Origin of the sequence: Streptomyces sp. NBC_01549, assembly GCF_026339955.1 — a bacterium.
Classification (GTDB): Bacteria; Actinomycetota; Actinomycetes; order Streptomycetales; family Streptomycetaceae; genus Streptomyces.
Window position 1 is genome coordinate 2,354,431 of record NZ_JAPEPW010000002.1, and the last position, 25,744, is coordinate 2,380,174.

The 25,744-nt window shown below is 67.8% G+C and carries 22 protein-coding genes and 4 pseudogenes; 14 read left to right on the forward strand and 12 right to left on the reverse strand.

The window, feature by feature from the left end; all coding sequences use genetic code 11:
• Positions 1–393: 393 nt before the first annotated feature.
• Positions 394–1,635 (forward strand): IS701 family transposase, encoded by a 1,242-nt coding sequence (locus tag OG819_RS45910; protein ID WP_266655344.1) that lies wholly within the window; start codon positions 394–396, stop codon positions 1,633–1,635.
• 779 nt (positions 1,636–2,414) lie between these two features.
• On the forward strand, positions 2,415–2,606 hold the full coding sequence (locus tag OG819_RS45915) for a hypothetical protein (protein WP_266655346.1): 192 nt from the start codon (positions 2,415–2,417) through the stop codon (positions 2,604–2,606).
• 722 nt (positions 2,607–3,328) lie between these two features.
• On the opposite strand, the gene OG819_RS45920 is transcribed toward OG819_RS45915, so the two are convergent.
• On the reverse strand, positions 3,329–3,682 hold the full coding sequence (locus OG819_RS45920) for a hypothetical protein (RefSeq protein ID WP_266655348.1): 354 nt from the start codon (positions 3,680–3,682) through the stop codon (positions 3,329–3,331).
• A 342-nt stretch (positions 3,683–4,024) separates the two neighbouring features.
• Here OG819_RS45920 and OG819_RS45925 point away from each other — a divergent pair.
• From OG819_RS45925 to eno, 8 genes and pseudogenes are all read left to right on the forward strand, one after another.
• Positions 4,025–4,594 (forward strand): annotated as a pseudogene (locus OG819_RS45925) (transposase); the annotation flags it as partial.
• 1,186 nt (positions 4,595–5,780) lie between these two features.
• Positions 5,781–6,617 (forward strand): polysaccharide deacetylase family protein, encoded by an 837-nt coding sequence (locus OG819_RS45930; RefSeq protein WP_266655350.1) that lies wholly within the window; start codon positions 5,781–5,783, stop codon positions 6,615–6,617.
• Between the two features lie 16 nt (positions 6,618–6,633).
• Positions 6,634–7,659, forward strand: coding sequence for a homogentisate 1,2-dioxygenase (locus OG819_RS45935; RefSeq protein ID WP_266655352.1), 1,026 nt, complete (start codon positions 6,634–6,636; stop codon positions 7,657–7,659).
• Between the two features lie 310 nt (positions 7,660–7,969).
• Positions 7,970–8,500, forward strand: coding sequence for a VOC family protein (locus tag OG819_RS45940; RefSeq protein WP_266655354.1), 531 nt, complete (start codon positions 7,970–7,972; stop codon positions 8,498–8,500).
• 83 nt (positions 8,501–8,583) lie between these two features.
• On the forward strand, positions 8,584–9,441 hold the full coding sequence (locus OG819_RS45945; protein ID WP_266655356.1) for a fumarylacetoacetate hydrolase family protein: 858 nt from the start codon (positions 8,584–8,586) through the stop codon (positions 9,439–9,441).
• Positions 9,438–10,448, forward strand: a complete 1,011-nt coding sequence (locus OG819_RS45950; RefSeq protein WP_266655358.1) for a C-terminal binding protein — start codon at positions 9,438–9,440, stop codon at positions 10,446–10,448. The genes OG819_RS45945 and OG819_RS45950 overlap by 4 nt, the downstream gene beginning before the upstream one ends.
• Positions 10,445–11,494 (forward strand): phosphotransferase, encoded by a 1,050-nt coding sequence (locus OG819_RS45955; protein ID WP_266655360.1) that lies wholly within the window; start codon positions 10,445–10,447, stop codon positions 11,492–11,494. Before OG819_RS45950 ends, OG819_RS45955 begins: the two co-directional genes overlap by 4 nt.
• A complete protein-coding gene (gene eno / locus OG819_RS45960; protein WP_266655362.1) occupies positions 11,491–12,795 on the forward strand; it encodes a phosphopyruvate hydratase in 1,305 nt (434 codons plus the stop codon). Before OG819_RS45955 ends, eno begins: the two co-directional genes overlap by 4 nt.
• Before the next feature lie 51 nt (positions 12,796–12,846).
• Here eno and OG819_RS45965 read toward each other — a convergent pair whose 3' ends face one another.
• Positions 12,847–13,833 carry an FCD domain-containing protein gene (locus OG819_RS45965; RefSeq protein WP_266655364.1) on the reverse strand — a complete coding sequence of 329 codons (987 nt, stop codon included), beginning with the start codon at positions 13,831–13,833 and terminating at the stop codon, positions 12,847–12,849.
• 99 nt (positions 13,834–13,932) lie between these two features.
• On the reverse strand, positions 13,933–14,424 hold the full coding sequence (locus tag OG819_RS45970; protein ID WP_266655366.1) for a MaoC family dehydratase: 492 nt from the start codon (positions 14,422–14,424) through the stop codon (positions 13,933–13,935).
• A gap of 183 nt (positions 14,425–14,607) precedes the next feature.
• On the opposite strand from OG819_RS45970, the gene OG819_RS45975 reads away from it, so the two are divergent.
• Together OG819_RS45975 and OG819_RS45980 are read left to right on the forward strand one after the other, a co-directional pair.
• Positions 14,608–15,414 carry a GntR family transcriptional regulator gene (locus OG819_RS45975; RefSeq protein WP_266655370.1) on the forward strand — a complete coding sequence of 269 codons (807 nt, stop codon included), beginning with the start codon at positions 14,608–14,610 and terminating at the stop codon, positions 15,412–15,414.
• 325 nt (positions 15,415–15,739) lie between these two features.
• On the forward strand, positions 15,740–16,153 hold the full coding sequence (locus OG819_RS45980; RefSeq protein WP_266655372.1) for a YciI family protein: 414 nt from the start codon (positions 15,740–15,742) through the stop codon (positions 16,151–16,153).
• A gap of 667 nt (positions 16,154–16,820) precedes the next feature.
• On the opposite strand, the gene OG819_RS45985 is transcribed toward OG819_RS45980, so the two are convergent.
• The 5 genes and pseudogenes from OG819_RS45985 to OG819_RS46005 all read right to left on the reverse strand — a co-directional run bounded on the left by OG819_RS45985 (position 16,821) and on the right by OG819_RS46005 (position 22,005).
• Positions 16,821–17,267 carry a lipocalin-like domain-containing protein gene (locus OG819_RS45985; protein WP_266655374.1) on the reverse strand — a complete coding sequence of 149 codons (447 nt, stop codon included), beginning with the start codon at positions 17,265–17,267 and terminating at the stop codon, positions 16,821–16,823.
• Positions 17,268–17,569: 302 nt separating this feature from the next.
• A pseudogene (locus tag OG819_RS45990) lies at positions 17,570–18,275 on the reverse strand (transposase).
• 133 nt (positions 18,276–18,408) lie between these two features.
• The gene (locus OG819_RS45995) at positions 18,409–19,938 is read right to left on the reverse strand and encodes an amidohydrolase family protein (protein WP_266655376.1); all 1,530 of its coding nucleotides are present in this window, start codon (positions 19,936–19,938) and stop codon (positions 18,409–18,411) included.
• Positions 19,939–20,135: 197 nt separating this feature from the next.
• Positions 20,136–21,098, reverse strand: a complete 963-nt coding sequence (locus tag OG819_RS46000) for a VOC family protein (RefSeq protein ID WP_266655378.1) — start codon at positions 21,096–21,098, stop codon at positions 20,136–20,138.
• 43 nt (positions 21,099–21,141) lie between these two features.
• Complete coding sequence (locus OG819_RS46005; RefSeq protein WP_266426676.1) at positions 21,142–22,005, reverse strand: fumarylacetoacetate hydrolase family protein; 864 nt, start codon at positions 22,003–22,005, stop codon at positions 21,142–21,144.
• A gap of 117 nt (positions 22,006–22,122) precedes the next feature.
• Here OG819_RS46005 and OG819_RS46010 point away from each other — a divergent pair, with 117 nt between their 5' ends.
• Both OG819_RS46010 and OG819_RS46015 read left to right on the forward strand, forming a co-directional pair.
• A complete protein-coding gene (locus OG819_RS46010; RefSeq protein WP_266426679.1) occupies positions 22,123–22,806 on the forward strand; it encodes a GntR family transcriptional regulator in 684 nt (227 codons plus the stop codon).
• Between the two features lie 248 nt (positions 22,807–23,054).
• A pseudogene (locus OG819_RS46015) lies at positions 23,055–23,225 on the forward strand (IS5/IS1182 family transposase); the annotation flags it as partial.
• 67 nt (positions 23,226–23,292) lie between these two features.
• Here the strand turns inward: OG819_RS46015 and OG819_RS46020 are convergent.
• The 4 genes and pseudogenes from OG819_RS46020 to OG819_RS46035 form a co-directional block, all read right to left on the reverse strand.
• On the reverse strand, positions 23,293–23,664 hold the full coding sequence (locus OG819_RS46020; protein ID WP_266655381.1) for a DoxX family protein: 372 nt from the start codon (positions 23,662–23,664) through the stop codon (positions 23,293–23,295).
• A 166-nt stretch (positions 23,665–23,830) separates the two neighbouring features.
• Complete coding sequence (locus tag OG819_RS46025) at positions 23,831–24,430, reverse strand: NAD(P)-binding domain-containing protein (protein ID WP_266655383.1); 600 nt, start codon at positions 24,428–24,430, stop codon at positions 23,831–23,833.
• Positions 24,431–24,630: 200 nt separating this feature from the next.
• A complete protein-coding gene (locus tag OG819_RS46030) occupies positions 24,631–25,284 on the reverse strand; it encodes an NAD(P)H-dependent oxidoreductase (protein WP_266655385.1) in 654 nt (217 codons plus the stop codon).
• 233 nt (positions 25,285–25,517) lie between these two features.
• Positions 25,518–25,739, reverse strand: a pseudogene (locus tag OG819_RS46035) (IS5/IS1182 family transposase); the annotation flags it as partial.
• Positions 25,740–25,744: the final 5 nt, after the last annotated feature.

Genomic DNA, 25,744 nt, shown 5'->3' on the forward strand with positions numbered 1-25,744 from the left:
CCACCCCTTGCTTGCAGGGAGCCCGGAGGAGGTAGTCCGAACGAGTCGTAGGCGGGCCCCGCGCTACGAGCTGAGTGCAGCGCCCGTCGGCTCACTCAGCAGGCCAGGAAGGTCCGACGGCGGGGGATGCCATATCGGAACGAAAAGGGCAGGGGGTATCGCGCATCGGCACATCCGGTACGGGTTCCTAGCGAAAGGGCGCGCAGGGCGACGGGGCAGAATCAGCAGCCCTGGTTCTCCGCCATCTTGGCGGGGGCATCGCTGTCTTTCAGCGAGCAGGTGCTGTGTGTCAGGACAGCAGTAGCCAATAGCCGCGCATTTCCTCCTCGTACTACAGCCGGAGATCTTGTGACGGACTCCCGGTGGCGTCGTTGACCGGGCATGCTGCTGGATGTGACGGCTAAGCAGATAGCCGAGTGGGATGCCGAACTGTCCGTGTTGACCGGTTCGTTGGGGTACTTGTTCAACCGGCCGGAGCCGCGGGTGGTGTTCGCGCAGTTCATCGAGGGGCTGCTGGCGGAGCTGCCGGCGAAGAACGGCTGGACGCTCGCCGAGCGGGCTGGGCATGTGACTGCGGACCGGATGCAGTGGCTGCTCAACGGCTCGGTGTGGGATGCGGACCGGCTGCGCGACGCGGTCCGCGACTATGTGGTGGATCACCTGGGCGATGCGGATGCGTCGCTGGTCATCGACGATACGCAGGCCCAGAAGAAGGGCAGTAAGTCGGTCGGCGTGGCCTTCCAGCACTGCGGACTGACCGGCGACGTCCGCAACTGCCAGGTCATGGTGATGCTCAGCTACGCCACCGCCGCCGGGCACGCCTTCATCGACCGGCGCCTGTACCTGCCCGAGGACTGGACCACCGACCGGGACCGCTGCCGGGAGGCCGGCATTCCCGACAAGGTCGCCTTCGCCACCAAGCCCGAGCTGGCCATCGCCATGCTCGAGCAGGCCCGGTCCGCGCAGGTGCCGTTCGCCTGGATCCTGGCGGACGCCGGCTACGGGCGGGACCCGCAACTGCGCACCTGGTGTCACCGGCAGAGCGCGCCGTACGTCTTCGGCGTCCCGGTCGACCTGCCGCTGGACGGCCCGCCGGGCAAGCCGCGTCAGCCGGCCGTCAAGCGAGCCGATGACCTGCTGCACTACGCAAAGACCCGTGACCAGTGGGAACGCCGCTCCTGCGGGGACGGCGCCAAGGGCGAACGGCTCTACGACTGGACCGCCTTCGCCGTGCACGTCAAGGACGAGGACCCCGCCGACACCTTCACCCACTGGCTGGTGCTGCGGCGTTCACTGCACCCCAACCGGCGCGCCAAGGACGGCGAACTGCACCGCGAGGTCGCCTACTTCCTCGTCCACGCCCCGGCCGGGATCACGGTCTCGCAGATCATTGCGCGGGCCGGCGGACGCTGGCAGATCGAGGAGGACAACGAGATCAACAAGCAGCTCGTCGGCCTCGCCCAGTACCAGGTCCGCAAGTGGACGCCCTGGCACCGGCACGTCACTGCCTGCATGCTGGCCAGCGCCTTCCTGGCCGTCCAACGCGCCCAGATACCCGAACCCGATCCAGCGCCGGGAGAGGGGGCCGACCTGGGAAAAGACCACAGCCCCGGCGTGAGCGAGGCCGCTGGCTGATCCCTGGACCGCTGCTGCGGCCCTCCGTCCACACCATCCGGCACTGCCTGGCCGCCACCCGCCTCAACCCGCACCACCCCGTCGAAACCATCCTGACCTGCGAGTTATGGCGCCGCCTGCACCAGACCCGAGCCCAGGTCAGCCACTACCGACGCCGCGGCGACCCACTTCCGCTCCGCCTACAGCCCTGGGCGCACCACCGACCGATCCCGCCGATCACCGACCCTCAAGATCTCCGGCTGTAGTACTCGCGTCTTTGCGCCACGGTCAACTGCGCCGCCACGGCTCCACCGCCAAGCGCAGCCGCTGCGAACACCCTCAATGGTCTTCGCGATCGCCGGTTTGGCTAACCGGCGATCGTCAGCTATGTTGCGCCATCGCCTGCCCCAGGGTCGGCTCGGTGTCATCTCCTTGACAACAACTCATCGAGGCTCACACTCAGCCTGACAAACATGCGCCTCGCACCTGGCCCGAAGGTCGGCGGCCACCTACGCCCGGCAACTAGGGTCGAGAGTCGAAGTTGAATGGGCCAGTCGCAACGAAACGAGTACCTCCTTGGAGCCCGTCGAGCCGCCGATAGGCCCTGTCTACCTGGGGTGTTGTACGTTGACATAGCCCCAGATCGAGTTCCAGTCCTTCGAGGATCTTTCTCGTCTGCCGTGAGCGAATGGAGCCAAGTTCCTGTGGGACGTCATCGAGACGTCCTGGGACGTCCAGCTGTTCAGCAGTCTGGGTCTTGCCCCACGTCATAGTCTGCCGCGCGCGACGTCACCGCCCACGTGGTCCTCGTCAAGGCCGACGACCGCACCAGCCTGTCCCACACCGCGAAGGACATACTGCTGCAGCCCACCCCGGGCGAGGGCATCGGCCCGGACCGTTACGAGCCGTTCCCGCTCGCCGAGACGACCATCCACTCCTGGGTGCACTACATGGAGTCCCTCGGCGAGATTCCGACCGAGCTGAGCGAGTAACACGAGCTGATGAAGGAGCTCACCGCATGACCGAACGCATGAACCCCCCGGCCCGCCACACGGGTCGCACCCTCGGCGGCGGGGCCAAGAAGGCGACCCCGCCGCCCCCTACCCCAGCCGCCGAACTCACCCCCCGAGCAGTACGGCGCAGAACAGGCCGCCCCGCCCAGGTCTTCGCTGTGCCCGGCAGCAGGGTCGTGCTGCTGCCGGGTCGGTCTCAGCGTGTGAGTCGCCGGGTCAGTTGTTCGGCGGTGAGCTCCACTCGCCCGGCCTGGGGGTCGTATCCGAACATGCGTGTGGGCCAGTTGAGGTATTCGGATTTTGACGGGTACTGGAACTAGAGGATCTGCCCGATACCGGGGCTGCGTCTCGCATGAGTGTGTCTTGGCACGTGCCCAGGACGGTGTTGCCGTGGCCGGTGGCGACTTTGGTGATTGCGCCGAGCACTTCGCGTCGGTGTTCTTGGCCCAGGGAGTCGCCTAGTTCGTCCAGGACGAGCACTCGGCCTTGGGCGTGAGGGGCTGCCAGGAGGGCTGCGAGAACGAGGTGGATGGAGAAGAGCCTTTCCTGGGCGGTGTTGGTGACGGTGTCGTAGGCGAGCATCGGGCCGTTGGGGTTGCATCGCCACCGTGGCGTGACGGAGCAGCGCCAGCTGTGGTCGGTGTCCGTTGGCGGGTCGATCTGGTAGTGCAGGTTTGCGCCGAAGAGGCCGGCGTCGCGGTTCAGTTGGTCCAGTGCCGTGGTGATGTTGTCGAGGGCTCCGGCGACGCGTTGGGTGATGACTCCCTGGGTGTGTCGGAGTTCTTCGGCGAGGGTCTCCACCGATCGGGAGATAAGACGATCTCCTCAGGGCGCTCGGCGCGCACCTTCTCTACGGTGGTGTGGATGTCGGCGTCGGCGGCCTCGTTGTCGGTGAGCCACTCGCTGAGTGCCTGGAGTGCGGCGTCGGCTTTCGCATCGGGGTCGGCGTCGTCGAGGCGGCTGACGTGAGCGAGGGCGACGGTGGGGTAGCCGCTGGTTGCCGCCCGAAGGGTGAGGGCGACCATGCAGCCGTCGACGGTCGCGTTGGCGGCCATGTGGAGTTGGGCGGCGGAGCGCCGTTCCCGGGGCGGTTCGCCGTGGGGCGCGGCGGGTGGAAGCGGTGCTTCGGTGAGAAGCTGCGTGTACTGCGTGGGTAGCCAGTCTGCGGGCCAGTTCAGCAACGTACGGGCAGAATCTGATGGACCGGAGACGGTGACCAAGCTGCGGCATTGTCCTGAGCAGCTCACACGCGGCTGACGTTCGACCGGGGCGCCGAGCTGACAGAAGCGAACCCGCCCCGTACATCAGTCCGGCGGCGGGATCAACGGAGTATACTGGGGCGGACGACGACGTCGACACAGGGCGCCCGGGCGATCAGCTCACCGATCGCCCCGCCCACCACGACCACCGCCCACCCGGAAACGGCACGGCCGCACACCCCGCCCTACGGCGGCCGCGGCCCGAGGCCCCAGCCGGTCTATCCCGAGGCGGCCAGGACGGTGAAGAAGCTGGTCATCGAGGCCGGCAAGCAGGCCGCCCGGCCGGTGCAGTGGCGGGAAGGCTCCCGGCCCGGCAGCGGCCACAGCGGCGTCAAGCGCATGTACTCCCGTTTCGTGGCCCTGCGGGTCCGTCCCGCCGGACGCGAGATCCGCAAAGCCTGCGACGGCCCGGAACTGCCCGTGCGCTGGCTGCTGGCCGAATGGCCCGCCACCGAACCCGACCCCGTCCAGTTCTGGCTCTCCAACCTGCCCGCCGACACGGCGCCGGCCACCCTCGTGCGCACCGCGAAACTGCGCCGGCGCATCGAGCACGACTACCGCGAGATGAAGCAGACCCTGGGCCTGGCCCACTTCGAAGGCCGCACCTGGCGCGGCTGGCACCACCACGTCACCCTCGTCTCCGTCGCACACGCCTTCTGCACCCTCCAGCGCATCACCCGGTCCCCAAAAGAGACGGCGTCGGCCTGAGCCTCTACCGGGTCGCCCGCGAACTGCAGTTACTCCTCGCGGTCTGGACCGGCGCCTGCCCCACCTGTCACCGCGACATGCCAGAACCGATATCAACCTGACCAAGAGCACTACTAGGGCCATATTCTCGTCTGCCTCGCGACACCATGCACGCACTCTCGCCGCACCGGGCCCAGACCCGAGTACGTCCAGTACGAGGGTCCACGCCCGGCACGCCGAGAGCACGCACCTGACGCCGCGAGGCCGCCCTTCGGGCGACGACGCGAATTGTCAGACAGGCCCCGGCGGAGCCGTCGGATCGTCCGTGGAAGAAGGCACCGGAGGCAGGGCATCGCCTTGCCACCGGTGCCTCGGGGCACGTCGGCCGCTGCTGAGGGTCCTGCTCCAGCCGGTCTCCGGAGTCACGGCGAGGTCGTCCGTCCGCCGGATCGGATGCCAACCCGGCACCGCCCCAGTCGTACTCGTTCCGGAGCACGCTTTCTCGGCTCGGCCTGGCCGACCGCGTGTGACGGCCCGTCGCCGGCGCGACCCAGGGGCGGCCGGGCGTCTTCGGATCGTGTCCCGCGTCGGGTGGCGGGGGATCAAGGACTGGGCCGTCCCGGTGCGAGCCCGTGACGATCTGCGCGAAGCAATAGCCACGAGGCACCCCGCTGAGCCGACTTGAGTCCCCGGTCCGGCCGGACGGGGCACCGACGAAACTGTCCTCCGCCGTCGGTGAGTCGCCGGCCGGGCGCCCAGGCAGGCGGCCCGGCACCCGCGATCCGACGGGAAACGATCTTTGACAGCGTGGGAACCGATCTCCCGGACAGGAACGTCGCCGCTGGTCAGGAGGGTTTCGTCGGTGCCCCCCGGACCGCCATCGCCGACCCGGAGATTCCGGTGCCCTGCTCGGCCGCGCCACCGGCGCGACGCCATCCCTCTTCGCCGATGTGCGATTCGGCCGCAAGGCCCTGCTCACCCACATGCGCAAGAGACATGGTGCGTGGCACCGCGCACTTGAGCCGTCCGATCGCACGCTGTCCCCCGGTCGACCGACCGCCGGTCAAGCCCCCACCCGTTGGTTCCTGCCGTTCCGTGTGAACACGCCGCCCTTCAGGGCTTCGTGCGGCACTCGGACGCACACGGCCCGAGAATCAATCCTTGCGCAAGCATAGGTTGAGTGCTTGACTACATGAGTGGCGCTTACATGAGCGCCGTCCGTCGACACAAGGAAGTGATCGACATGCCTTACGTCGGCACGTTGTGCGTGACTGTCGACAACCTGGGCCGGGCAGCGCAGATCGGCACCGGCGAGGCGGTTCGTCCCGACCTCGAGGAGCCCGGCCTCAAGGCCCTTCCCCGGCTGCTGAACCTGCTCGACGAGGTCGGGATCACCGCCACGTTCTTCGTCGAGGGATGGAACGGGCTGCACCATCCGGACGCCCTGCGGTCGATCGCATCCCGTGGGCACGAGGTCGGGCTGCACGGCTGGGTCCACGAGAAATGGGCGACCCTGACCGACGATCGACGTGAAGTCCTGCTGTATGACGGCACCGCCGCCCTGCGCAACGTCGGCATCGAGCCCAAGGGTTTCCGTGCCCCTGGCGGCTACCGCGGAAGCCGCACCGCGCAGGTGCTCCGCGAACTCGGCTACACCTTCGACAGCAGCGTCGAACCAGAGACCGAGAACGCCCCGCTGGAGGTCCGGCCCCTGCTCGAGGGCCTGGTGACGATCCCGTGGCACTGGGACATGATCGACTACTACCAGTACCACATGCACCCCGACGGCGAGCGCTCCCCCGCCCAACTGCTCGAGCACTACAACAGCAGGCTCGACGAAGCGATCCGCACCGGCGGGCTGGTCACGCTGATCGTGCACCCTTTTGTCTCCTTCACCGACGGCGGTGACCGATACACCGCCGTCCGCGACTTCCTGTCCCGCGCGGTGGCCGCGCCGGACGTCGACGTCGTCAGCGCCGGGCAGCTCGCCGCTCGCTCCCTGACCAGGGAACACGGCGTGACCGCCGGAACAGCCGCACAGTAGAAAGCGAGGATGGATGATGACACGCACCGACGGACCGAACCCGGTCCTCTACACCCGCAACGGATTCGCGGGGCGCACAGCGACACTTCTCCGGTCGCAGTACTCGGCGGACTACACGCGGGTGAAGGGTTCCTACGCGCCCCGCATCTACAACCTCAACGACCTGGACGAAGCGGCGTTCAACGACCGGCGGGCGATGCCGGTGTCGATCATGAACGACGGCACGGTGAGCCTTGAGATCGCCTACCGGCGTGAGGCCGCTCCGTTCGCCACTCGCAACGTGCTCGCCGACGAGGTACACGTGGTCCTCGCCGGCTCCGCGACCTTGGAGACGGAGTTCGGCGTGCTCTCCGTGGCCAAGGACGACATCGTCCTGATCCCACGAGCCATCAGCTACCGGTTCGTCGACATCGTCGGTGAGCTGCGCGAGTTCCTGATCGTCACCGAGAACGAGCTCAACTTCGCCATGTCGCCGGGCCTGGGCCCCCTCACCAGGATGGATGCCGCGGCCCCCTTCCCCGACCCGTCCACGCGGACAGGTGAGTACGAGACACTCATCCGTCACGGTGACCAGCTCACCTCGGTGTTCACGGACTACGACCCGATCCCCACGATCAGCGTCGACGGCAACAGGCTCCTGGCCAAGGTCAACATCCACGACATCCGGTCGATCAATATGGGCAGCGGTCTGCTGGTCCCGCCACTGATCATCGACGACGCCACCGCCCGCACGCAGATTTTCGACCTCAGCGCGCGAACCGGCGACCGCCCGCCGATCCACTACAACGCGGACTACGACGAAGTCTTCGTCTACCTCGAAGGCCCGGGCCAGTTCGGCGGAATCACCCAGAACAGCGTCATGACCCACACCCCCAAGGGCTTCCCGCACCGAGGGCCGGTGGAGAACGTACCGGAAGGATTCCGCGGCCTGCTGATCGAGACCCGGGCGACCCTCACGCCTACCGCTGCCGGGCACGAGATAGGCAGGCTCGCCGACGTCGACGAGTTCGCCGTCCACCCTTCCGCCGCTCAGAGCGTCTGACGGGCGCAGGGTCGGCACGTCCCCCTCCCAGGGCTCGCGGACCAGGAACACGGCGGACGGGCACGCCTCACCCCGGCCCGGACAGCCGGCGTGCTCAGCGGGCCGAGAGAACCGTTCGGCTGCCGACGCGCCGACGGACAACGGCTGACCACTCACCCCGCGCCGGCCCCCTGAGACGGGGCACCGGCGCGACAAGCACCAACCGGCGGAGCGTGGCGCCCGGCCACGCCGCCATGCGGGCCGGCTGTACCACACGGTCCAGCCGGGCCGGCCCCCACGACGACGAGCCCCTTCCACAGAAGGTGATGACATGCCGTCACCGACGAAGCTTGCGCATGTGGTCTTTCAGACCAACGACGTGGCACGGTTGCGCGCCTGGTGGTGCAACCTGCTGGAAGCCAAGGTGCAGTACGGCAACGAGAACGTCGCGTTCCTGGCGTTCGACCAGGAACACCACCGCATCGCCATGGCCAAGTTCGGCGACCACCAGCCGCACCAGCCGAACACCATGGGCATGCATCACGCCGCCTTCACCTACGCCGACCTGGGCGCGCTCATACACACCTACGAGCGGCTGCGTGACCAGGGCATCCTTCCCTGGTGGCAGATCCGGCACGGACCGACCCTGTCGGTGTACTACCGCGACCCCGATGGCAACCAGGCCGAACTGCAAGTCGATGTCTACGACACCGTCGAAGAGGCCAACGCATTCATGCACAGCCCCGAGTTCGCCGCCAATCCGATCGGCATCGAGTTCGAGATGGAGGACGTGGCGCGTCTGCACAGGGAGGGCGTTCCCGACGCGGAACTGCTCCGCAGACCGGACGCGCCCGCCCGCTGACAGGCAGAGCCGTCACCTCAGCCGCCCCGTGCTCACCGGGCACGGGCGAGCCGACAACACCCGTCTCAGAGGAGATCGTCTCCATGCGCATCGCCAACCACGACGGCCGCCTGGTCCTGACACAGGAGGAGAGGTTCATCGACGTCGAGAAGGCCAGCGCGGGTCGCTTCAGCAGCGACACCGCCGCCATCTACAGCACCTGGACCGAGTTCACCGAATGGGCCGGTTCACAGAGCTTCGCAGGGGCCGCCGACCTGGATCCGTCGAAGCTGGGGGCACCCAGCCCGCGCCCGGTGCAGACCTTCGGCATCGGCACCAACTACCGGCGGCATGTGGAAGAGGTCGGCTGGCCGGTGCCCGAGGTTCCGCTGGTCTTCACCAAGTGGCCCAGCTCCGTCACCGGACCGGGTGCCGTCGTCGAACTGTCCGGCCCGCGCGTGGACTGGGAGGTCGAGGTCGTCGTGGTGATCGGGCGTGCCGCTCGGCGAGTCTCCGCCGCCGACGCCTGGTCACACGTAGCCGGACTCACCGTCGGTCAGGACATCTCCGACCGGGACACCCAGAACCGCCCGGAGACCTATCCGCAGTTCGGCCTGGGCAAATCGCATCCCGGGTACAGTCCCATAGGCCCGGTCCTGGTAACCCCGGACGAGTTCGACGACCCGGACGACATCGAACTCGGCTGCCTGCTCAACGGGCAAAAGGTACAGAAGAGCAGCACCAGCGATCTCATCTTCTCGGTTCCGCAGTTGATCGAATACCTCTCGGGCATCCTCACGCTACTGCCCGGCGACCTGATCTTCACCGGCACTCCGTCCGGTGTGGGCACGTTGATGGATCCGCCCCGGTACCTCACCTCCTCCGACGAGATCACCAGCTGGGCCACCCGCATCGGAACGATGAGCCACACATTCACCGCCGGCCCGGAGGTCCGGGGATGAGCACCACGGTGCTGGTGACGGACTACTCGTGGCCGTCTCTGGACATCGAACGCGCGATCCTCTCCGAAGCCGGTGCGGAACTCGTCGTCGCCGACACCGGAACCGAGGACGAACTGTGCGCACTGGCGGCAGACGTCGATGCGGTCATGACCTGCTGGGCTCCCGTGACCCCAGCCGTCCTGCGGGCCGCACCCAAGTGCAGGACCGTGGCCCGCTATGGCGTTGGAATCGACAACATCGCCGTCGACGTGGCCACGGAACTGGGCATCCTGGTCAGCAACGTGCCGGACTTCTGCACCGACGAGGTCGCCGACCACACCATGGCTCTGATCCTCGCCCAGGCCCGCAACATCACCCGGTTCGACAGCCAGACCGCCGACGGGGGCTGGGACAACCGGGAGTTCGGTGCCATGCACAGGCTCCGTGGCAGAGTCCTCGGGCTGGTCGGCTATGGCACCATCGCCCAGGCGGTAGCTGTGCGCGCCGTGGCCTTCGGTATGCGGATCATGGCCTACAGCCCGTCGCGCACCCGTGCCGCGACCGATGGTGTGGCGGCATTCGCGGCCACGCTTGACGATGTGCTCGCCCAGGCCGACGTGATCTCTCTGCACCTGCCGTCCACCGACACCACCCGCGGCATCATCGGAGAGCGCGAACTCGCGCTCGTCAAACCCACAGCCGTACTGATCAACACCGCCCGTGGCGCACTCGTCGACGAAGCCGCTCTGGTCCGCGCCCTGAGGGACGCGCGGCTGTCCGGCGCGGCACTGGATGTGCTCGGCACCGAGCCCCCGCCGCCGGACCATCCGCTGCGCGCCCGGCCGACAGCGATCCTGACCCCCCACGCCGCGTTCGTATCCGATGAAGCGGTCGCCGATCTGCAGCGCACGGCCGCCCGCAACGTCGCGGCCGTGCTCAGGAAAAGCCTTCCCGCCGCTCTGGTCAACCCCGATGTGCTCGGCTCACCTCGGCTACGCCTGGGCACCGGAAAGGCGGTTGACCGATGAGCGGTCTCCATGATGCCGCCGTCGCCGTCGGCGACGACCTGACGTTCGCCGATCCGCCGCCCGCCGACCTCGATGTGCTCGTGGGTCGTCTCCGCCGGCTCGGGGTGCTCCCCGACGACGGCACACCCGTCCCCGGCGTCGAGGTGCTCTCGGGCGGGGTCTCCAACGACGTCCTCGCCCTCACCGCCCCCGGGATCGACGTCGTGGTCAAACGCGCGCTTCCACAGTTGCGGGTCACCGAGGAATGGCTGGCCTCGCCGGAACGGGTGGTCACCGAAGCCCAAGCGCTACGGCTGGCCGGACGGCTGCAACCAGGCACGGTGCCGCCGGTCGTCGCGCTCGACCCCGGCCATCATCTCGCCGTCATCGGCCGGGCACCGCGCGGCCACCGCGAATGGCGCGGCGAGCTTCTGGCCGGGACGGTGGACCTCCGCATCCCCATGATGCTGGGCAACATCCTCGCCGGCTGGCACCTGGCCACCGCGGCGGATCCGGACGTCCTGGCCGACTTCCACGACCTCGAGACATTCCGCCAGCTGCGCGTGGACCCTTTCTACCGGTGGGTCGGCACCCGTCATCCGGACCTGGCGGGCCGTATCTCCTCGCTGGGCGACAGGCTCCTGGAGACCAACCGCTGCCTGGTGCACGGCGACTTCTCCCCGAAGAACGTACTCGTCGGCGACAGCGGCCTGTGGGTCATCGACTGGGAGGTCGCCCACGTCGGCGACCCGGTCTTCGACCTGGCTTTCCTGTTGACGCACCTGGTGTGCAAGGCCCTGCACCGCCCCGGTGACGCGGCGGTGCTCCAGCGAGCCGCCGACATCTTCCTGGTCTGCTACGCCGGCAAGACCGCCGCGGACTTCGGTGCCGTGGACGAGAGCTATCTCGTCGAGCAGGTCGCCTGTCTGCTGCTCGCCCGCGTGGACGGCAAGTCGCCGGCCGCCTATCTCGGTGAGAACGAGCGGATCCACGCCCGCCTTCTCGCGCGCGGTCTGCTGGCGGGCAGCGCACCGTCCTTGACCGACCTGTGGAGGCATGTCCTGTGAAGAACCGGACCGACATCATCGAGGTGTTCGCCTGGGAGGCGCTCGACTCCCGGGGCACACCGACCGTCGCCTGCGAGGTCGGTCTGACCGGTGGTACCAGAGGAACCGCCATGGTGCCATCCGGTGCCTCGGTCGGAACCCACGAGGCCAAGGCCCTGCGCGACGGTGGGCAACGCTACGGGGGCGACGGCGTGCGTACCGCGACCGCCCAGGTCAACAGTGTGCTCGCCACAGCCGTGCGCGGCCTGGACGCCACCGCGCAGGCGGACGTCGACACCGCGCTGCGCGCCGCCGACGGCACCGCGGACCTCTCTGTGGTGGGAGCCAACGCCGTGCTCGCCGTCTCGGTGGCCACCGCGCGCGCTGCCGCCGACGCGGCCGGTGAACCCCTTTACCGTTATGTGGCGGAAGGATCGGCGGCCCCGCTGCTGCCGATGCCGATGGTCAACATCATCTCCGGGGGTGCGCATGCCGGACGTGCCGTCGACATCCAGGACTTCCTGGTGGTGCCGATCGGCGCCGGCAGCTTCGCCGAGGCGATCGAAACCGCATGGGAGGTCCGCCGAAGTACCGCCGCGGTGGTGGCCTCGCGAGGGCACAACGTCGCCCTGATCGCGGACGAGGGCGGTCTCGGGCCCGTACTGCCGTCCAACCGCGCGGCTCTGGAACTGCTGGCCGCCGGAATCGAGAAAGCCGGGTTCCGCCTCGGCACCGACGCGGCGATCGCCATCGACGTCGCCGCGAGCGAGTTCTACGATCCGGCCGGCCGGACCTACGATCTCGCGGCTGAACAGCGCGCCCTGACCGCGGTGGAGCTGACGGAGGAACTACGGTCCTGGGCGGCCGACTTCCCCATCGTGTCCATCGAGGACCCACTGGCCGAGGACGACTGGGAGCACTGGCCGGGTGCCGCGGCGGCCCTCGCCGGGATGCAGGTCCTCGGCGACGACCTCTTCGTCACCGACCCGAAGCGGCTGCGCCGGGGTATCGCGTGCTCGGCGGCCAACGCCGTCCTGGTCAAGCCGAACCAGATCGGCACCCTGACCGCGGCCCACGAGGTCGTAAACCTGGCGCACGGCGCGGCCATGGCGACCGTGCTGTCCGCCCGCTCCGGCGAAACCGAGGACTCGTGGCTGGCGGATCTCGCGGTCGGCTGGCGAACCGGGCAGATCAAGGTCGGCTCCACGATGCGTTCGGAGCGCACGGCCAAATGGAACAGGCTGCTGGAGATCGAGGCCCGGCTGGGCTCCGCGGCCACCTTCGCGGGCGCCGCCGCACTGGCTCCGGCTCCCGCCGTGTGACCTGCCGAGGAGCACCTCGATCAAGGGCGGGAGCGTTCCGGTCCCGAGCAGTCACTCACCGGGCGGGTCGACGAGCCGGGTGCGGGCCATGGTGAAGTGGTGTGCACGCGCGGCCTCGGCCACCTGGTCCTCGTCACCGGACGCGACCGCCTCCACAAGCCGAGCATGGACGGACAGCCGATCGTAGAGGTAAGGGGTGAGGTTGGTCGTCGGCACCACGCTGTCCAGACGCGAGGAGAGGATGTCGAGGAGGGTCAGGTACATCGAGCGGAGAAGCTCGTTGTGGCAGTACCCGGCCAGGAGGCGGTGCAGCTCCCAGTCGCAGCGGAAGAACTCCTCCGGTGAGTCGATCAGTGTCGACATGCGGGCCACGACGGCCCGCATGTCCTGCACGGCCGACGACGTGACATGGCGGGCGGCGTCAGCCAGCAGCAGCGGCTCCAGAGCGTCACGCACGAGGATCGCGTCGCTGACGGCGACGGTGTCGGAGGTCATCGCCAGCACACTCTGACCAAAGGTGACCAGACGGTCGAGTTTTTCGCCGCACTGGACCTCGGGGCCGCTCCCGTCGGTGAGGACCTTCTGCAGGCCGCGGCCGATCGAGGTGATCTCGTCGTCGGACAACCAGCTGCCGAAGTGCCTCTGCACGGCGGCGTGGTGCACGGGAGTGGCCCGCAGGAACACGTCCCGGCCGAGATCGGTCAGAACGACGTACACGTTACGACGGTCGTGCGGGATGGGTTCACGCCGCACCAATCCGGCGTCCTGCATCTTGGACACCATCCGGCTGATCCCGCTCTGGCTCAGATACAGGTGACGCTCAAGCTCACGCTGGGGGAGGCGATCGTCCTCGCCGCCTTCGTAGATGTGCAGGAGGATCCCGTACCAGTCCAAAGACAGCCCGGACTGGCTCTCCATCTCGGCGGAGACGCGGGTGACGACCACCTCGCCCGCGTCGCGCACATTCCGCCAGGCGGCCAGCGTCGCCGCGTCCAGGTCTCGCGGTGCGAAATCGTTGGGGCGCTGACGGCTCGACACGGTGGTCAGCATAGCTGAGCGTGTCCGCCTGCTCGGCATCACCGTCCGGCCTCCGGGCCGGCCTGGCGGATACTCCGGTCACGACCACCGCGCGCGGGGTCAGCAACCGTCACGGGTTCTTAGCAGGTTGACCACCGTCACCCGCAGCACGGGCCGATCCTCCAGGTCGACGAGCTCGGCGAGGGTCCGTACGATCCCGCGCCGTGGATCGGACCGCGAGCGCCGAGCGTCCAGGATCGTCACCCGCAGACGCAGGTGATCACCGGGACGTACGGGCTTCAGCCAGCGCAGCTCGTCGACTCCTGGACTGCCGAGGCTGGCGACCGTGGACAGGTAGCGCGTGGCGAACAGCCGCATCATCAGAGCGACGGTGTGCCAGCCGCTCGCGATCAGACCACCGAACGGCCCGTGTGCTGCCGCGACGGGGTCGACGTGAAACGACTGGGGATCGAACCTGGACGCGAAGTCGACGATCTCCCGTTCGGAGACCGTGACGCCGCCGTACTCGTGGATCGTTCCCGCCACGTAGTCCTCGAAGTAGCGGTCGCCGACGGGGACGTCAAAGCCGTCCGCTTCGAGACGCTGGTTCATGGAACCTTCACCCTTGTCGTTTTTCCTCTGTAGGATCGATTTTGCTACCATCGTCTGTGGTGCGCCGTCACACGTCAAGGTCCACAGTCTGTGCCCGGGCAGGTGCGCGAGCACGGCGTTCGGCAGAGCCTGTACCTCCGACGACGGCTGCACACATGACCCGACGGACTAGGATCTGGCCGCATGGTTGATATGAGCTCCCGGCAGCAGGGGTCGAGCCGAGTCGTGGAGGTCTACAGGCAGATCCGCTCCGACATTCTCTCGGCTCGTCTCCGCCCCGGGCAGCGACTGAAGGTGAGCCCGCTGTGCGATCGCTTCTCCGTGAGCCTGTCGGTGGTACGCGAGGCGCTGACCCGACTGTCAGCCGAGGGCCTGGTCCGGTCCGAGCCCCAGCTCGGCTTCTCGGTGATCCCATTGGATCGCCCCGGCCTGGTCGACCTGACGAACGTCCGGGTCGAGCTTGAGACCCTGGCGTTGCGCTGGGCCATCGAGAAGGGCGATCTGGAGTGGGAGTCGCGGGTAGTCGGCGCTTTGCACAAACTGGGCCGGACGGAGTTCCGCGTTCCGGGCGCGGCTTCCCAGGTGTCCGAGGCATGGTCGACCGCCCACGCCGAGCTCCACGAGGCACTGGCGTCGGGATGTGGCAGCCCGTTGCTGATGGAGCTCCGCCAGGGCCCATACGACGCGGCCGAGGTATACCGCCGTTGGACCATGCCCGCGCAGCGAGGGAAGCGCGACATCCACGGAGAGCACACGGCGATAGTGAACGCCGCGATGTCCCGGGACGCCGATCTCGCCGCCGAACTGCTCGAACAGCATCTGCGCCAGACGACCGAGATCCTGCTGACCAGCGATTTCCTCATCGCCGACGAGGAGTCTGCGAGACCGGACGCCTCCGAAAGCGTCGGAGACGCACCCTCCTCCGCCGACACGCGGAGCGGACGGCACCCGTCCCCGGCCGGCCCGCCGAAGAAACGCCGCAGGGCATAGTCGTGAAATAAAATCGATTTCCTTTGACACTGTCGCTAACTTGGGTGAAAATATTCGAGAACGGCCTTGGCGGGACCGAGTCTCTCGGCTCACCGGCCACCGCGCCCCTGTCGCCGGCCCCCCTCCCCTGCCAGGCGACGGGGGCGCTGTGACCGGGCCAATGCCTCTTGAACAAGCAGTCAGGGTTCACTTCTAGTTCCACGCCGACCGGGAAGCCGGTAGCGGCGACCGCCGAGGTGGAGTTCAGCACCCCGCGTCCGCTGTGCGGATGCTCTGGGTCGCCTTGGCAATCCCTTTCATCGGCAAGCACTCCGGGAGTTCTGCGATGACCGAGTCGACGAATTCATTGGCAAGCGACGACGAGCCCACCCTCGAAGACCTGATGAAACGTCTGAGGGGCCTGCAGCTCTACATGGTCCGCATGGAGATGGTGGAGCAGACCACAGATCCCATCCCGGCATTGACCCCGCATCTGCGTGAGCATCTCCTGTGGCTGCGCGATCACGAGCGTTCGGGGGCCCTCTTCCTGTCAGGCGCCCACAGGGACGAGGTGGGGTGGGACGGCAGCGGCACCGCCATCCTGCGGGCCAGGTCAAGACAGGAAGCGATCGCGATCGCGCAGACCGAGCCCTTCCACCGTGCGGGAGTGCGCCGGAACAGCGTGCATGGCTGGGAACTCAACGAGGGCCACCTGCGCTTGTCCTTCCAACTGTTCTCGGACCAGTACGAACTGAGCTGAACCGCTCCCCGCGCTGGGCCGGGAATGAGCATGTGACCGCCGGTGCCCGCGGGGCTTCCCGTACGTCGTCGCACCGCCAAGGGCTGTCAGATCCGGTCCTGGTGACCGTCGGTAGGGCTCGGAAGTACCCTACCGACGGCGTTTTGGGGCATTCAGGCCGACCGCACCTGTCCCGCCCGTCGCACTCGACGCGGCCGGCGATGACCGGTCCCGTCAAGGACCTGGACACAGTCTGCTACTCCGTCGAGCGGACCTTCGCTCTACCCCACCCCTCAAGGCACCTCCTCGACCGCGGTGAATGCCGACCGGCATCCGCGACGTGTTTCTCCCGCTGACCCCGTGTCCTCATCCGTCCGGCCCACCTGACCGCCGGCGACCGATCAGGTCCGAGGGTCGGCGGCTCAACACCCTGACCGGGAGCCGCAGTTCCGGTATACCAACCACGAAGGTCGGGGCCGAGTTGGTGGATGCGGCTGCCGGCGGCACACCGATTCGGTTGTCTGTCGGTACTCTTCAGAGTGGCGTCGCCGAAGTGGCCAGCGATGTCGAGCGGTACGGACCGTGGCCGTCGACGGCCAGGTGCAGCCCCGCAGGTCCGGCCGGCCGGACCGTAGATCTCGCTCGCGGCGACAAGGTCCGCGCGCCGCCGCCGCACGGTGTCACGCCGTCAGACGCGCTCCCAGGTGAGGCAGGGCTCGCACAGGTGGCCTTCGCTCAGGACGGGGGCTGCGGTGGTCAGTCGCAGAAGACCTTCCGTCAGTGTGACGACGCGCTCCTGGGTCTGGCCGAGCCAGTTCGGGAAGAGACTCACGGACATGTGGTGGGTCAGGCGGCCGTCCTCACTCACCTCGAACGGTCCTGAGTAGGCGAGATAGTGGCGGGCGGCCTGGGCCAGTTCCGCGTTGCCGGCTCGGTGCAGATCGGCCTGGTCGAAGGGCTGAGCACCACGCGCCATGAGCTGCGCGGACATGTAACCGTCTGGAGTATAGAGGATCAGCCCAAGGGCGTCTTTTCCGAAGGGGTGGTCGACCGATCCGTCGGAGACTCTGCGGGTCTCGTAGGAGACGAGCCTCCAGGCACCGATGAGTCGCTCGCGCAGGTGTGCCGCGTTCATGAGGTTGTGCTTTCCTTTCGAGGCTGCGGTGTGCAGCAGGTCGTGTTCCGGGGTGATTGGTGACGGATGGGGATCCCGGGCGCCCAGGAGCGTGCCGGACGTGCACAGTCCGTGATCACCACAGTGGGTCCTTTGCGCCGGATTCCTGTTGGCGGCGAGGACGTGTTGCGGGCGATGCCGTACAGGGCCCCCACCTCCGGTGGTGACGGGGGTGGCCCCAGTGGTGACAAGCGGCCCCGCACGCGGGAGGCGTGGCTGGACACTGCCTGCGGTCACGTACCAGGGCCTGTGTGATGTCGTGATCAACCAGCTGCCTTCAGGACGTCGTTGGTCCAGATCATCGAGGCACGGAGGTGGAGGGCGGCAGGGTAGCTCTCGGGTTTCTTGTCGTATGGGGTCGTGATGCCCCGCCAGGCCTTCAACGTGTTGATCAGACGCTCGACGCTGTTCGATTCTCTGCACAGATCGGCGTCGTAAAGGTGGGGCGGCCGCCCCGGTGCCCTTCTTCTTCCGGTTGGCGGCCTGGTCCTTCTTCTCCGGGATGACTGCCTTGATGTGGCGTTCGCACAGGTAGGAGCGGTTGGCGCGGGAGGAGGAGGCCTTGTCCGCGGCGACAGCGTCGGGCCGGGTACGGACCCGGCCCGACGGGTGGACGGATGCGCCTTCCGCAGCGCCGGGACGAACCGCGGGCTGTCGGCGGCCTGCCCTGCGGTCAGGACAAGGCCTGAGGGACGGCACGTGCGTCCGCGGCGAGAGGAATCCTGCTCGTCAGCCCAGCGTCGCGCAGGCCGCGAGATCCGCCGAGCAGGGCCTGGCTCAAGCGGAGCTTGCACCGTCGCCTGATGTGCCGCCGTTCTTACCGACCGGGGTCGGTCACAACCGTGTCGGCCACGGGCCGAACTCGCCGGGCGTCTCCCGCCACCGGCTGCTGGTGCCGAACCGCCGGACCATCTCCTCGAAGTGATCCCGCAGCCGCCCGCGGTACGGCCCGTACCCGCCCACCGGCAGGAACGGCTAGATCAACTTGCACAACTTGCACTGTTCGTCAGCGAGTTGCCCGCGCGTCACGACCGCCCTCCTACCGGATTCCCCTTCCCGAGGCACCGGGATCGGCAAGGCGGATCACATCATCACGCAGGCCCTAGTATTCAGCGGTGCCGATCGCCTTGTCCCATTCGGCGTCACCGATCTCGGACTTGAGGTGGGCCAGGGACTCATGGGCCAGGCGTCGGGCCCGATCGAGGTAGTGGCCGAGCAGCACGCCTTGGTGCTTGAGCACCTTGCCGTTGACCATGACGGTGTCGACGTCGCCGCGGCCGGCTTGGAAGACCACGTGGCCGATCGGATTGCTGACCGGAGTCATGGCGGGAGTGTCAGTGCGGAGCAGGACCAGGTCCGCCAGCTTCCCGGGAGTGATGGAACCGATGAGGTCAGCCATGCCGAGAGCCTCGGCGCCGCCGAGGGTGGCGTAGCGCAGGACGTCGGCGGCGCGCAGTTCGTTGCGCTCGATCCCGTTGCCGGCCTCATGGGCCCGGAGGAAGGCAAGTCCCCGGTCGGCGTCGAGTGTGGCGCGCATGGCGGAGAACATGTCGCCGCTCCACCACACCACCGTGTCCATGGAGAGCGAGACGGGGACACCGAAGCGGCGTGCGGCTCCGGTGGGGGGATAGCCCTGACCCGCGTTGAGTTCGCTCTCCGCGGAGACGGACAGATGAGCGCCGCTGTCGGCGATACGACGGTAGGAGTCGTCCGAGAGCGTGGCCGCGTGGACCAGAGTGGAGGTGGGGGAGAGGAAGGCGTTGTCGGCGAGGAAGCGGATGCTGTCGTCCCCGGTGACGCCGAAGATGCCGACGTGGCTGCTGACTGCCAGGTTGCGCTCCTTGGCGTACCGGAACGCGGCCGCCAGGTTCGGTACCAGGTTGACGGCGTCGAGGGCCAGCTGCATGGTGACGAGCTGGTCGGGTGAGCTGAATCTGGCGTTCAGCATGCGGTCCACGTCGCCGCCGTACACCCAGGAAGGATCGTTGGTGAAGAGGTTGCCGTAGCCGAAGCGGGTGCGGCCGGGAAGGTCGAAGTGGGCGTCGACCGCGGCGTCGGCGTACTCGGGGGTCTGAGCGCCGTGACACCAGTCCATGACAGTGGTCACGCCGTCACTGATGGCCTCGACCTGGCCGAGGTAGTTGCCCGTGTAGACGTCCTGTGCCCTGTAGTGCTTGAACCAGCCGTAGATCCAGTTGATGTATTCGGTGAGTGTCCAGTCGGCTCCGACACCTCGCAGGGTGGACTGCCACATGTGGCGGTGGGTGTCGACGAACCCGGGTATCAGGATGGCGCCATGGGCCTCGATGACGGCCGCGTCGTCCGGCGCGGAGAGGCGGTGACCGACGGCCCGGATCTTGTTCTTCTTGACCAGGACGTCGGCGTTGTGCAACACGCCGAGGTGTTTGTCCATGGTGATGACCGTCGCTCCCCGGAACAGTACCGGGCGGTCCTTGGAGAAGGTGGGGGCATCTGTGACCGTGGTGCGGGCAGCGCTGTGCTCAGCCGCGAGCGCCGGGGTCCGGCTCACAACGGTCATGGCGCCGGCGGCTGTCGCGCCGGCGATCACCGACCTGCGTCCGATCCGCCGCGGCTGGTCGGCAGAGGGCTCACTCGTAGGGTTGTTGTCCATGTTTTCCTCCGGACGGTACGGGGTGCCGGGCATGAGCCGGCCTCGCCACGGGGCGCGTCGAACTCGTCTCCCGTGGCGCTGTTGGGCTGTGCCGGATCGGGGCGGCGCTTTGGCTCACGCCCCGGTTGGTGTTGTTCCGCTCAGCGGCGGTCGGCCGCAGGGCTTCGTGCGTATCCGGCTGATGCACGGGGCCGCTGTTACTGGGACGGGGCGTGTGCGCCGGTCATCAGGGCGGCCAGATCCTCGGGGGCGAGGAAAGACGGCGGTGCGGTAGGACCCCACGCGTACAGCGACCTGGCGGCTTCGAAGACCCCCGGCTTCCACAGGGCGTCATCGACGATGCAGTCCAGATCGGAGTAGTACTCGGAGAAGTTCCCTGCCGGATCCTTCAGATACCAGAAGAAGTTCGAACCCACGTAGTGCCGGCCCAGGCCCCAGATGTGCCTGCTGGGATCGGCTTCGAGCATGGCGGCGGCCCCGCGGCCGATCTCGTCGACGTCGTCAACCTGCCATGAGGTGTGGTGCAGGAAGGAGATCGGCGCCTGGTGCACCAGAAGGTTGTGATGGTCGGTGGAGCAGCGCATGAACGCGGCCTGTCCGGCGACAAGGTCGCTGACCTTGAAGCCGATGCCCTGCTGGAAAAACCTCTGCGAGCTCTCCTGGTCGGTGGAGCCGAGTAGGACATGCCCAAGTTTGCGCGGCCTGACCTTATTTTCGCGCAAAATGGCCGGGGCTCGCTCGTGCAGGCGGGCGTCTGCCCCAGGGGTGTTGTAGGCGGGAGGCGGGGTGGGTACTTGCTTGCAACGCGGCGCGAGTTCCACCCTTACCCGCACTTCGGTGCCCGGGTCGGTGGCGACGACGCTGTCGGGCGTGCGGTGGACCGGGACGTCCAGCCCGGCCAGGGCGACCGCCACACGGTCGAGGTCGTCAGGGTGGTCGGCGCCGACGCCGAGCTCGACGAGTCGGCGGCGGGCGGAGTGGACGATGCGCAGTTGCTCTCCGCCGTCCACGGTCGACAGGATGTGCTGCGAGGGGTGCGGTTCCCGCGGAGTGGGACTGTGGTCCTGCCTGGGGGTGAGCCCGAAGTCGGTGTAGTAGGCGGCGGTCTGCTCGACGTTGGGCACGCCCATGACGATCTGGGTCAGGCGGTGCAGCGGCATCAGCGCGGATCCTTTCGGCTCTACGAACGTCCTTCGATGTGGGTCAGACGGTGGACACCGGTGTGCGCAGGGTGCCGATGCCTTCGATTCCGGTCACGAGAACATCACCAGGCCTGAGGAACTGCTGGGGGGTGCGGGCCCAGCCGACACCGGCAGGGGTGCCCGTGAAGATCAGGTCTCCGGGCTGCAGCGGACAGACCGCGGACAGGCGCGCGATGAGCTCGGGTACGTCGAAGACCATGCTGGAGGTGCGGCTCTTCTGCAGGACCTCGCCACCCTCGAGCATGCAAAAGAGTTCCAGGTCGCCGGGGTCGGCGAACTCGTCGATACTGACAAGCTCGGGCCCCACCGGGGAAAAGCCGGGGTAGGACTTGCCCAGGGAGAACTGCGGCATGGGGCCGGTCAGCTGCAGCTGACGCTCCGACAGGTCCTGTCCGACGGTCAGCCCGGCGACGTACGACCAAGCCGCCTCCCGGCCCACCTGGTGGCAGGGCCGGCCGATGACGACGACGAGCTCGGCTTCCCAGTCCACCTGGCCGTCCGGCAGCGTCACCACGCATTCGTGCCCGGTGAGGCTGCTCGAGAACTTGGTGAAGACGGCCGGCTCGGTCGGCACCTGCAGACCGCCCTCGGCCACGTGGTCGCGGTAGTTCAGCCCGATCGCGAAGATCTGCTGAGGACGCGGGACCGGCGGCCCCCACACGACGTTGGTCTCGGTCCCGATCCGGGCGGCTTCCGGTACCACGCCCGCACCGAGGAACGCGTCGGCCCAGGCGGCGAACTCGTCCCATTCGGCGAGCGCGGTCTGCGGGTCGGGGCCGAATCGCCCTTCACTGGCGATCGCGACGTCGACATGTCCGTCGGGGGCCTTGATCGTCAGTCGCCCGTTGATGTTCGCCATGCGCATGAGGCTTCTCCTGGAGTCGCGTGGGTGTCTCGCTGCCAGTCTTCCCATGGTTTAGCGTTAAAGCAAGAGAATATCGATAATCCGCCACACTGTCGTTTTCGTGTAGAGTGCATTGTCATGGCGGGTGAGAAGCCGACACGGGCGGCAATCGTGTACGCGAGGGTCCGGGAGGAGATCTTCCAAGGGGAGTGGCAGCCGGGCCAGCGACTGCGGCTTGTGGAACTGGCTCAACGTTTCGATGTGAGTCAGTCCGTCGTACGCGAAGCACTCACACGCCTGTCCGAACAGGGCTTGGTCCTGGCGGCCCCTCAGCAGGGCTTCAGCGTGGTCACGGTGTCGCTGGACGATCTCAACGACCTCACCGAGGCACGGATCGAGATCGAGACGATGGTGCTGCGGCGGGCGATCGAACGTGGCGGCGTGGAATGGGAAGCCGTGGCCGTCGCCGCCCACCACCACATGGTGGGCACCCCTGCCGTGCTGCCCGGGGGCGAGATGAACAGCCAATGGTTCACCCTCCACGAGCAGTTCCACCTGTCACTGCTGGAGGCATGCGGGAACGACCGACTGCTGGGCTCCGCCGTCTCCCTCCGGGATGCGGCAACCCTGTACCGTCGGTGGTCGCGTCCTGTCGGGCGCGACCTCGACCGGGACATAGCCGGGGAGCACCAGCAACTTCTGGACGCCGTGCTGAGCCGGGACGCCGACAGAGCGGCGGGATTGCTGACCCAGCACATAGACCGCACGTCGGCGGCGTTGCGATCGGTCATCACGGGCACGGCGCTCAATCCCGGCGGCTGAGCCGCCTGGGCCGCTGGTGCCGTGACCGCGGGCGCGCCGGGCAGGTGGCCGTGGCGGCTGGACGCGCGGTGACCTCTGGTCCGGCCGACCGCCCCATGGCCCACGACGCCGGCTCGCGTCCGTTTCCCGGCGCCGAGCCCGCCCGTGTTCCGATGTCGTCCTCGGGGGCGGGTGTGGTCGTCAGGGGTGAGGGCCAGGCGACCCCGGCGTAGATGCGTGAAAGGTCCTACCGGTCAGCCTCACGGCCGGGCCTGGGCATCTTCCGTCATGTCGTCCAGAGTACGAGCGCCTGGATGCACGGCTTTCGCCACCTGCGCATCCGCTGGGAACGACGCGACGACATCGATGAAGCCTTCCTCGGCCTCGCCTCCTCTCCCGTGACCTGCAGGAACGTCCAACGCGCCTGTCAAGGCCGGTGAGCGCGCGGCGGGGTGCCCGTGCCGTTTCCTGTGGGGGCCAGATACGGCAGGGCGCATTCGGAGGGCGTCACATGGCGAGGGTCAGGGTCACGGCAGCAGCGATGGCAACGACGGTGAGGATGATCGGAGCCATGGCGTTGCCGCGGGTTTCGGGGTTGGCGTAGTCACCGGCCCTGGCGTGGAAACGCACGGCTCCCACGAGCAGAACAGCGAACCCGGCCGCTGCGGCAATGCCGAGAGGCTGCCAGAAGAGCCCGACCACCAGGCCGACGGCGGCAGCCACCTCAGCCAGTCCGATGAAACGGACCAGCGAGGCACTCAGCCCACCGGGCGACTGCAGCTGTGCGGGTACGCTGCCCTTCAGCAGCGTCTTGGGCATTCCAGCGGCCAGTGCCACGAAGGCGAGAATCACGCTGAGAACAGCGGCGGAGATGTACATGAGTATGACCTTTCAGTGATCGCCTTGAGGGGGCAGGCTCGTACGGGACGAGCGTGCCCCCCTCGGGCTGGGTTCTGCTGTGGCGGGAAAACTATGCGGTGCGGGGTTTTTTCACCGCGAGCACGGATCGTCTGCGTGCGGAGTGCGAGTCGGCCGGTTCGGCCGGTCACGCGAAGGGCTGCTCGACCAGGTTCCTGAGGACAAGTGCGTTCGGCGCCTGGATCAGGCGACCGCCTTCGTCGATCCTCCCCAGCTCGACAGCCGCGAGACCGAGCTCCGCGACCAGCCGTGCGACCTCGTTGCCGGCGTCGTCGGAATTGCTGGAGACGAAGATCACCCGCTTGCCCTGACCGCTGGGGACTTCGGCGGCGAGGGTCTTCGACGGAAGCTGGTTGAACGCCTTCACGATGACCGCGCCTGGCAGCACTTCGCCGACGAAGTCCGACGACAGGCGGCCCTTGAGGACTGCCTCGGCGTTCGGTGCGTAGAAGGCGTTCGTGGTATCAATGACGATCTTGCCATCCCAGTTCGGCAGCTTCTTGCCGAGGTCTTCCACCGCAAGGAAGGGAATGGCTACGAAAATGATGTCCGATTCGAGCGCTTCCTCGAGTGTCACGGCGTGCACCGTGGCTCCGAATTCGGGGATGGAATCCGGTCCGCGGGTGTTGGCGATGGAGACACTGATGCCGGCCCTGTCAAAGAGGATCGCCAGGGCGGAACCGATGTTACCGGTGCCGATGATTGCGTATCGCGTGCGTGTGGCCATGGTCCTGTTCCAGTCGTATGGTGTCGGCGGTGAAATGGGTCGGCTTCGATCGGACCGGCTGAACCCAGTCGATCGGACGAAGGCCGCACAGTCCTGGCTGCGAAAGGGCAGGGAAGGCTGTGCGGCCCCGCTGTCGGTTCAAGCGGCCTGAGAGTGGTCCACCGCGGTTGTGGGCGTTCCGCTGACGGCCTGGGCCGCGGTCAGGCCGCGAAGCGCCGCGCCACTTCCTTGGCCCTGGCGGCCGCGTCCTGGAGTGCGCGCTCGTGGGAGGCCTCGTAGAGGGGGACGAGCGTGCTCATGGCCGGGTTGTGCGGGGCCATGGTGAGCTCGGGGACGACGAACCCGAGGTCCATGCCGAAGGTGTCGGTGAAGATCGCCGCGAGGTAGTTCTGCACGTACTCATAGCCCTCGCGGGGGGTGCCCGGCGCGTAGGAGCCGCCGCGGCTCGCGACGACGGTGACCGGAGTGCCCTTGAGCTTCGAGTCTTCCACCGCGGCGGTACGGCCGATCAGAATGACATTGTCGAGCCAGGCCTTGAGCGTCGAGGGAATCGAGTAGTTGTACATCGGAGCGCCGATCAGCACGGCATCCGCCTGCTCGAGTTCCTCGATCAGCTTGACGCGATCGGCGAAGGCGGCCGCCTGGTCCGGGGTGTGCGCCGCCGGGTCGGCGAAAGCGGCGGTGTGCGCGGCAGCGCTGATGTGCGGGACGGGGTTCACGGCCAGATCGCGGTAGATCACGGTGCCCTGCGGGTGCTGCTCCTCCCAGACCGTGCGGAAGGTCCCCGTCACGGCACGGGAAGAGGAGGCTCCGCTGGGGAACACGGACGCGTCGATGTGCAGAAGGGTGGCCATTGATGTCTCCAAGCGGTTCGAAAGCCGACCGGTGATCTGGTCATGCGCTTGCGGTACGCGGCGCCATGCGCCTGCAGTACACGGTCGGCCGCCTCATTGGTTGAGGCTTGAACCAAACCCTAGAGGAAAAATGGTTAACGCGTCAACCAAGGTGGCTGTGACCACACCGAACCCGGCGCGGTACGTGACGGAACCGCCCCGTGCCAGGCAGAGACTCGATTCCGTGAGCTTCTTCAGCGTTGACGCTCCAGGGTGAGGACGACGGCGGCGATGACGCTCATGCGGTTGAGGCTGCAGCGGGCCCGGCGGAAGATTCGCCGGGACTTCAGTCTCGCGACGCTTCGTCCGACCGGTGCTCGTGCCGCTGACAGAGCCCGGTTGATCGTCCGCTGTGTTGGGTTGAGGTCTTGGTGCGGGAGTCGTCTGATCGGAGTGGTCACCCGGGAGCCGGCTCCAGCGG

Bases quoted from the DNA above. Each gene is read 5' to 3' on its own strand.
- OG819_RS45935 (WP_266655352.1), top strand. From the start codon at position 6,634: ATGACACGCACCGACGGACCGAACCCGGTCCTCTACACCCGCAACGGA.
- OG819_RS46025 (WP_266655383.1), bottom strand. From the start codon at position 24,430: ATGGCCACACGCACGCGATACGCAATCATCGGCACCGGTAACATCGGT.
- OG819_RS45995 (WP_266655376.1), bottom strand. From the start codon at position 19,938: ATGGACAACAACCCTACGAGTGAGCCCTCTGCCGACCAGCCGCGGCGG.
- OG819_RS46020 (WP_266655381.1), bottom strand. From the start codon at position 23,664: ATGTACATCTCCGCCGCTGTTCTCAGCGTGATTCTCGCCTTCGTGGCA.
- OG819_RS45955 (WP_266655360.1), top strand. From the start codon at position 10,445: ATGAGCGGTCTCCATGATGCCGCCGTCGCCGTCGGCGACGACCTGACG.
- OG819_RS45975 (WP_266655370.1), top strand. From the start codon at position 14,608: ATGGTTGATATGAGCTCCCGGCAGCAGGGGTCGAGCCGAGTCGTGGAG.
- OG819_RS45945 (WP_266655356.1), top strand. From the start codon at position 8,584: ATGCGCATCGCCAACCACGACGGCCGCCTGGTCCTGACACAGGAGGAG.
- OG819_RS45940 (WP_266655354.1), top strand. From the start codon at position 7,970: ATGCCGTCACCGACGAAGCTTGCGCATGTGGTCTTTCAGACCAACGAC.
- OG819_RS45985 (WP_266655374.1), bottom strand. From the start codon at position 17,267: ATGAACGCGGCACACCTGCGCGAGCGACTCATCGGTGCCTGGAGGCTC.
- OG819_RS46030 (WP_266655385.1), bottom strand. From the start codon at position 25,284: ATGGCCACCCTTCTGCACATCGACGCGTCCGTGTTCCCCAGCGGAGCC.
- OG819_RS46000 (WP_266655378.1), bottom strand. From the start codon at position 21,098: ATGCCGCTGCACCGCCTGACCCAGATCGTCATGGGCGTGCCCAACGTC.
- OG819_RS45950 (WP_266655358.1), top strand. From the start codon at position 9,438: ATGAGCACCACGGTGCTGGTGACGGACTACTCGTGGCCGTCTCTGGAC.
- OG819_RS46010 (WP_266426679.1), top strand. From the start codon at position 22,123: ATGGCGGGTGAGAAGCCGACACGGGCGGCAATCGTGTACGCGAGGGTC.
- OG819_RS46005 (WP_266426676.1), bottom strand. From the start codon at position 22,005: ATGCGCATGGCGAACATCAACGGGCGACTGACGATCAAGGCCCCCGAC.
- OG819_RS45970 (WP_266655366.1), bottom strand. From the start codon at position 14,424: ATGAACCAGCGTCTCGAAGCGGACGGCTTTGACGTCCCCGTCGGCGAC.
- OG819_RS45980 (WP_266655372.1), top strand. From the start codon at position 15,740: ATGACCGAGTCGACGAATTCATTGGCAAGCGACGACGAGCCCACCCTC.
- OG819_RS45930 (WP_266655350.1), top strand. From the start codon at position 5,781: ATGAGCGCCGTCCGTCGACACAAGGAAGTGATCGACATGCCTTACGTC.
- OG819_RS45920 (WP_266655348.1), bottom strand. From the start codon at position 3,682: ATGGCCGCCAACGCGACCGTCGACGGCTGCATGGTCGCCCTCACCCTT.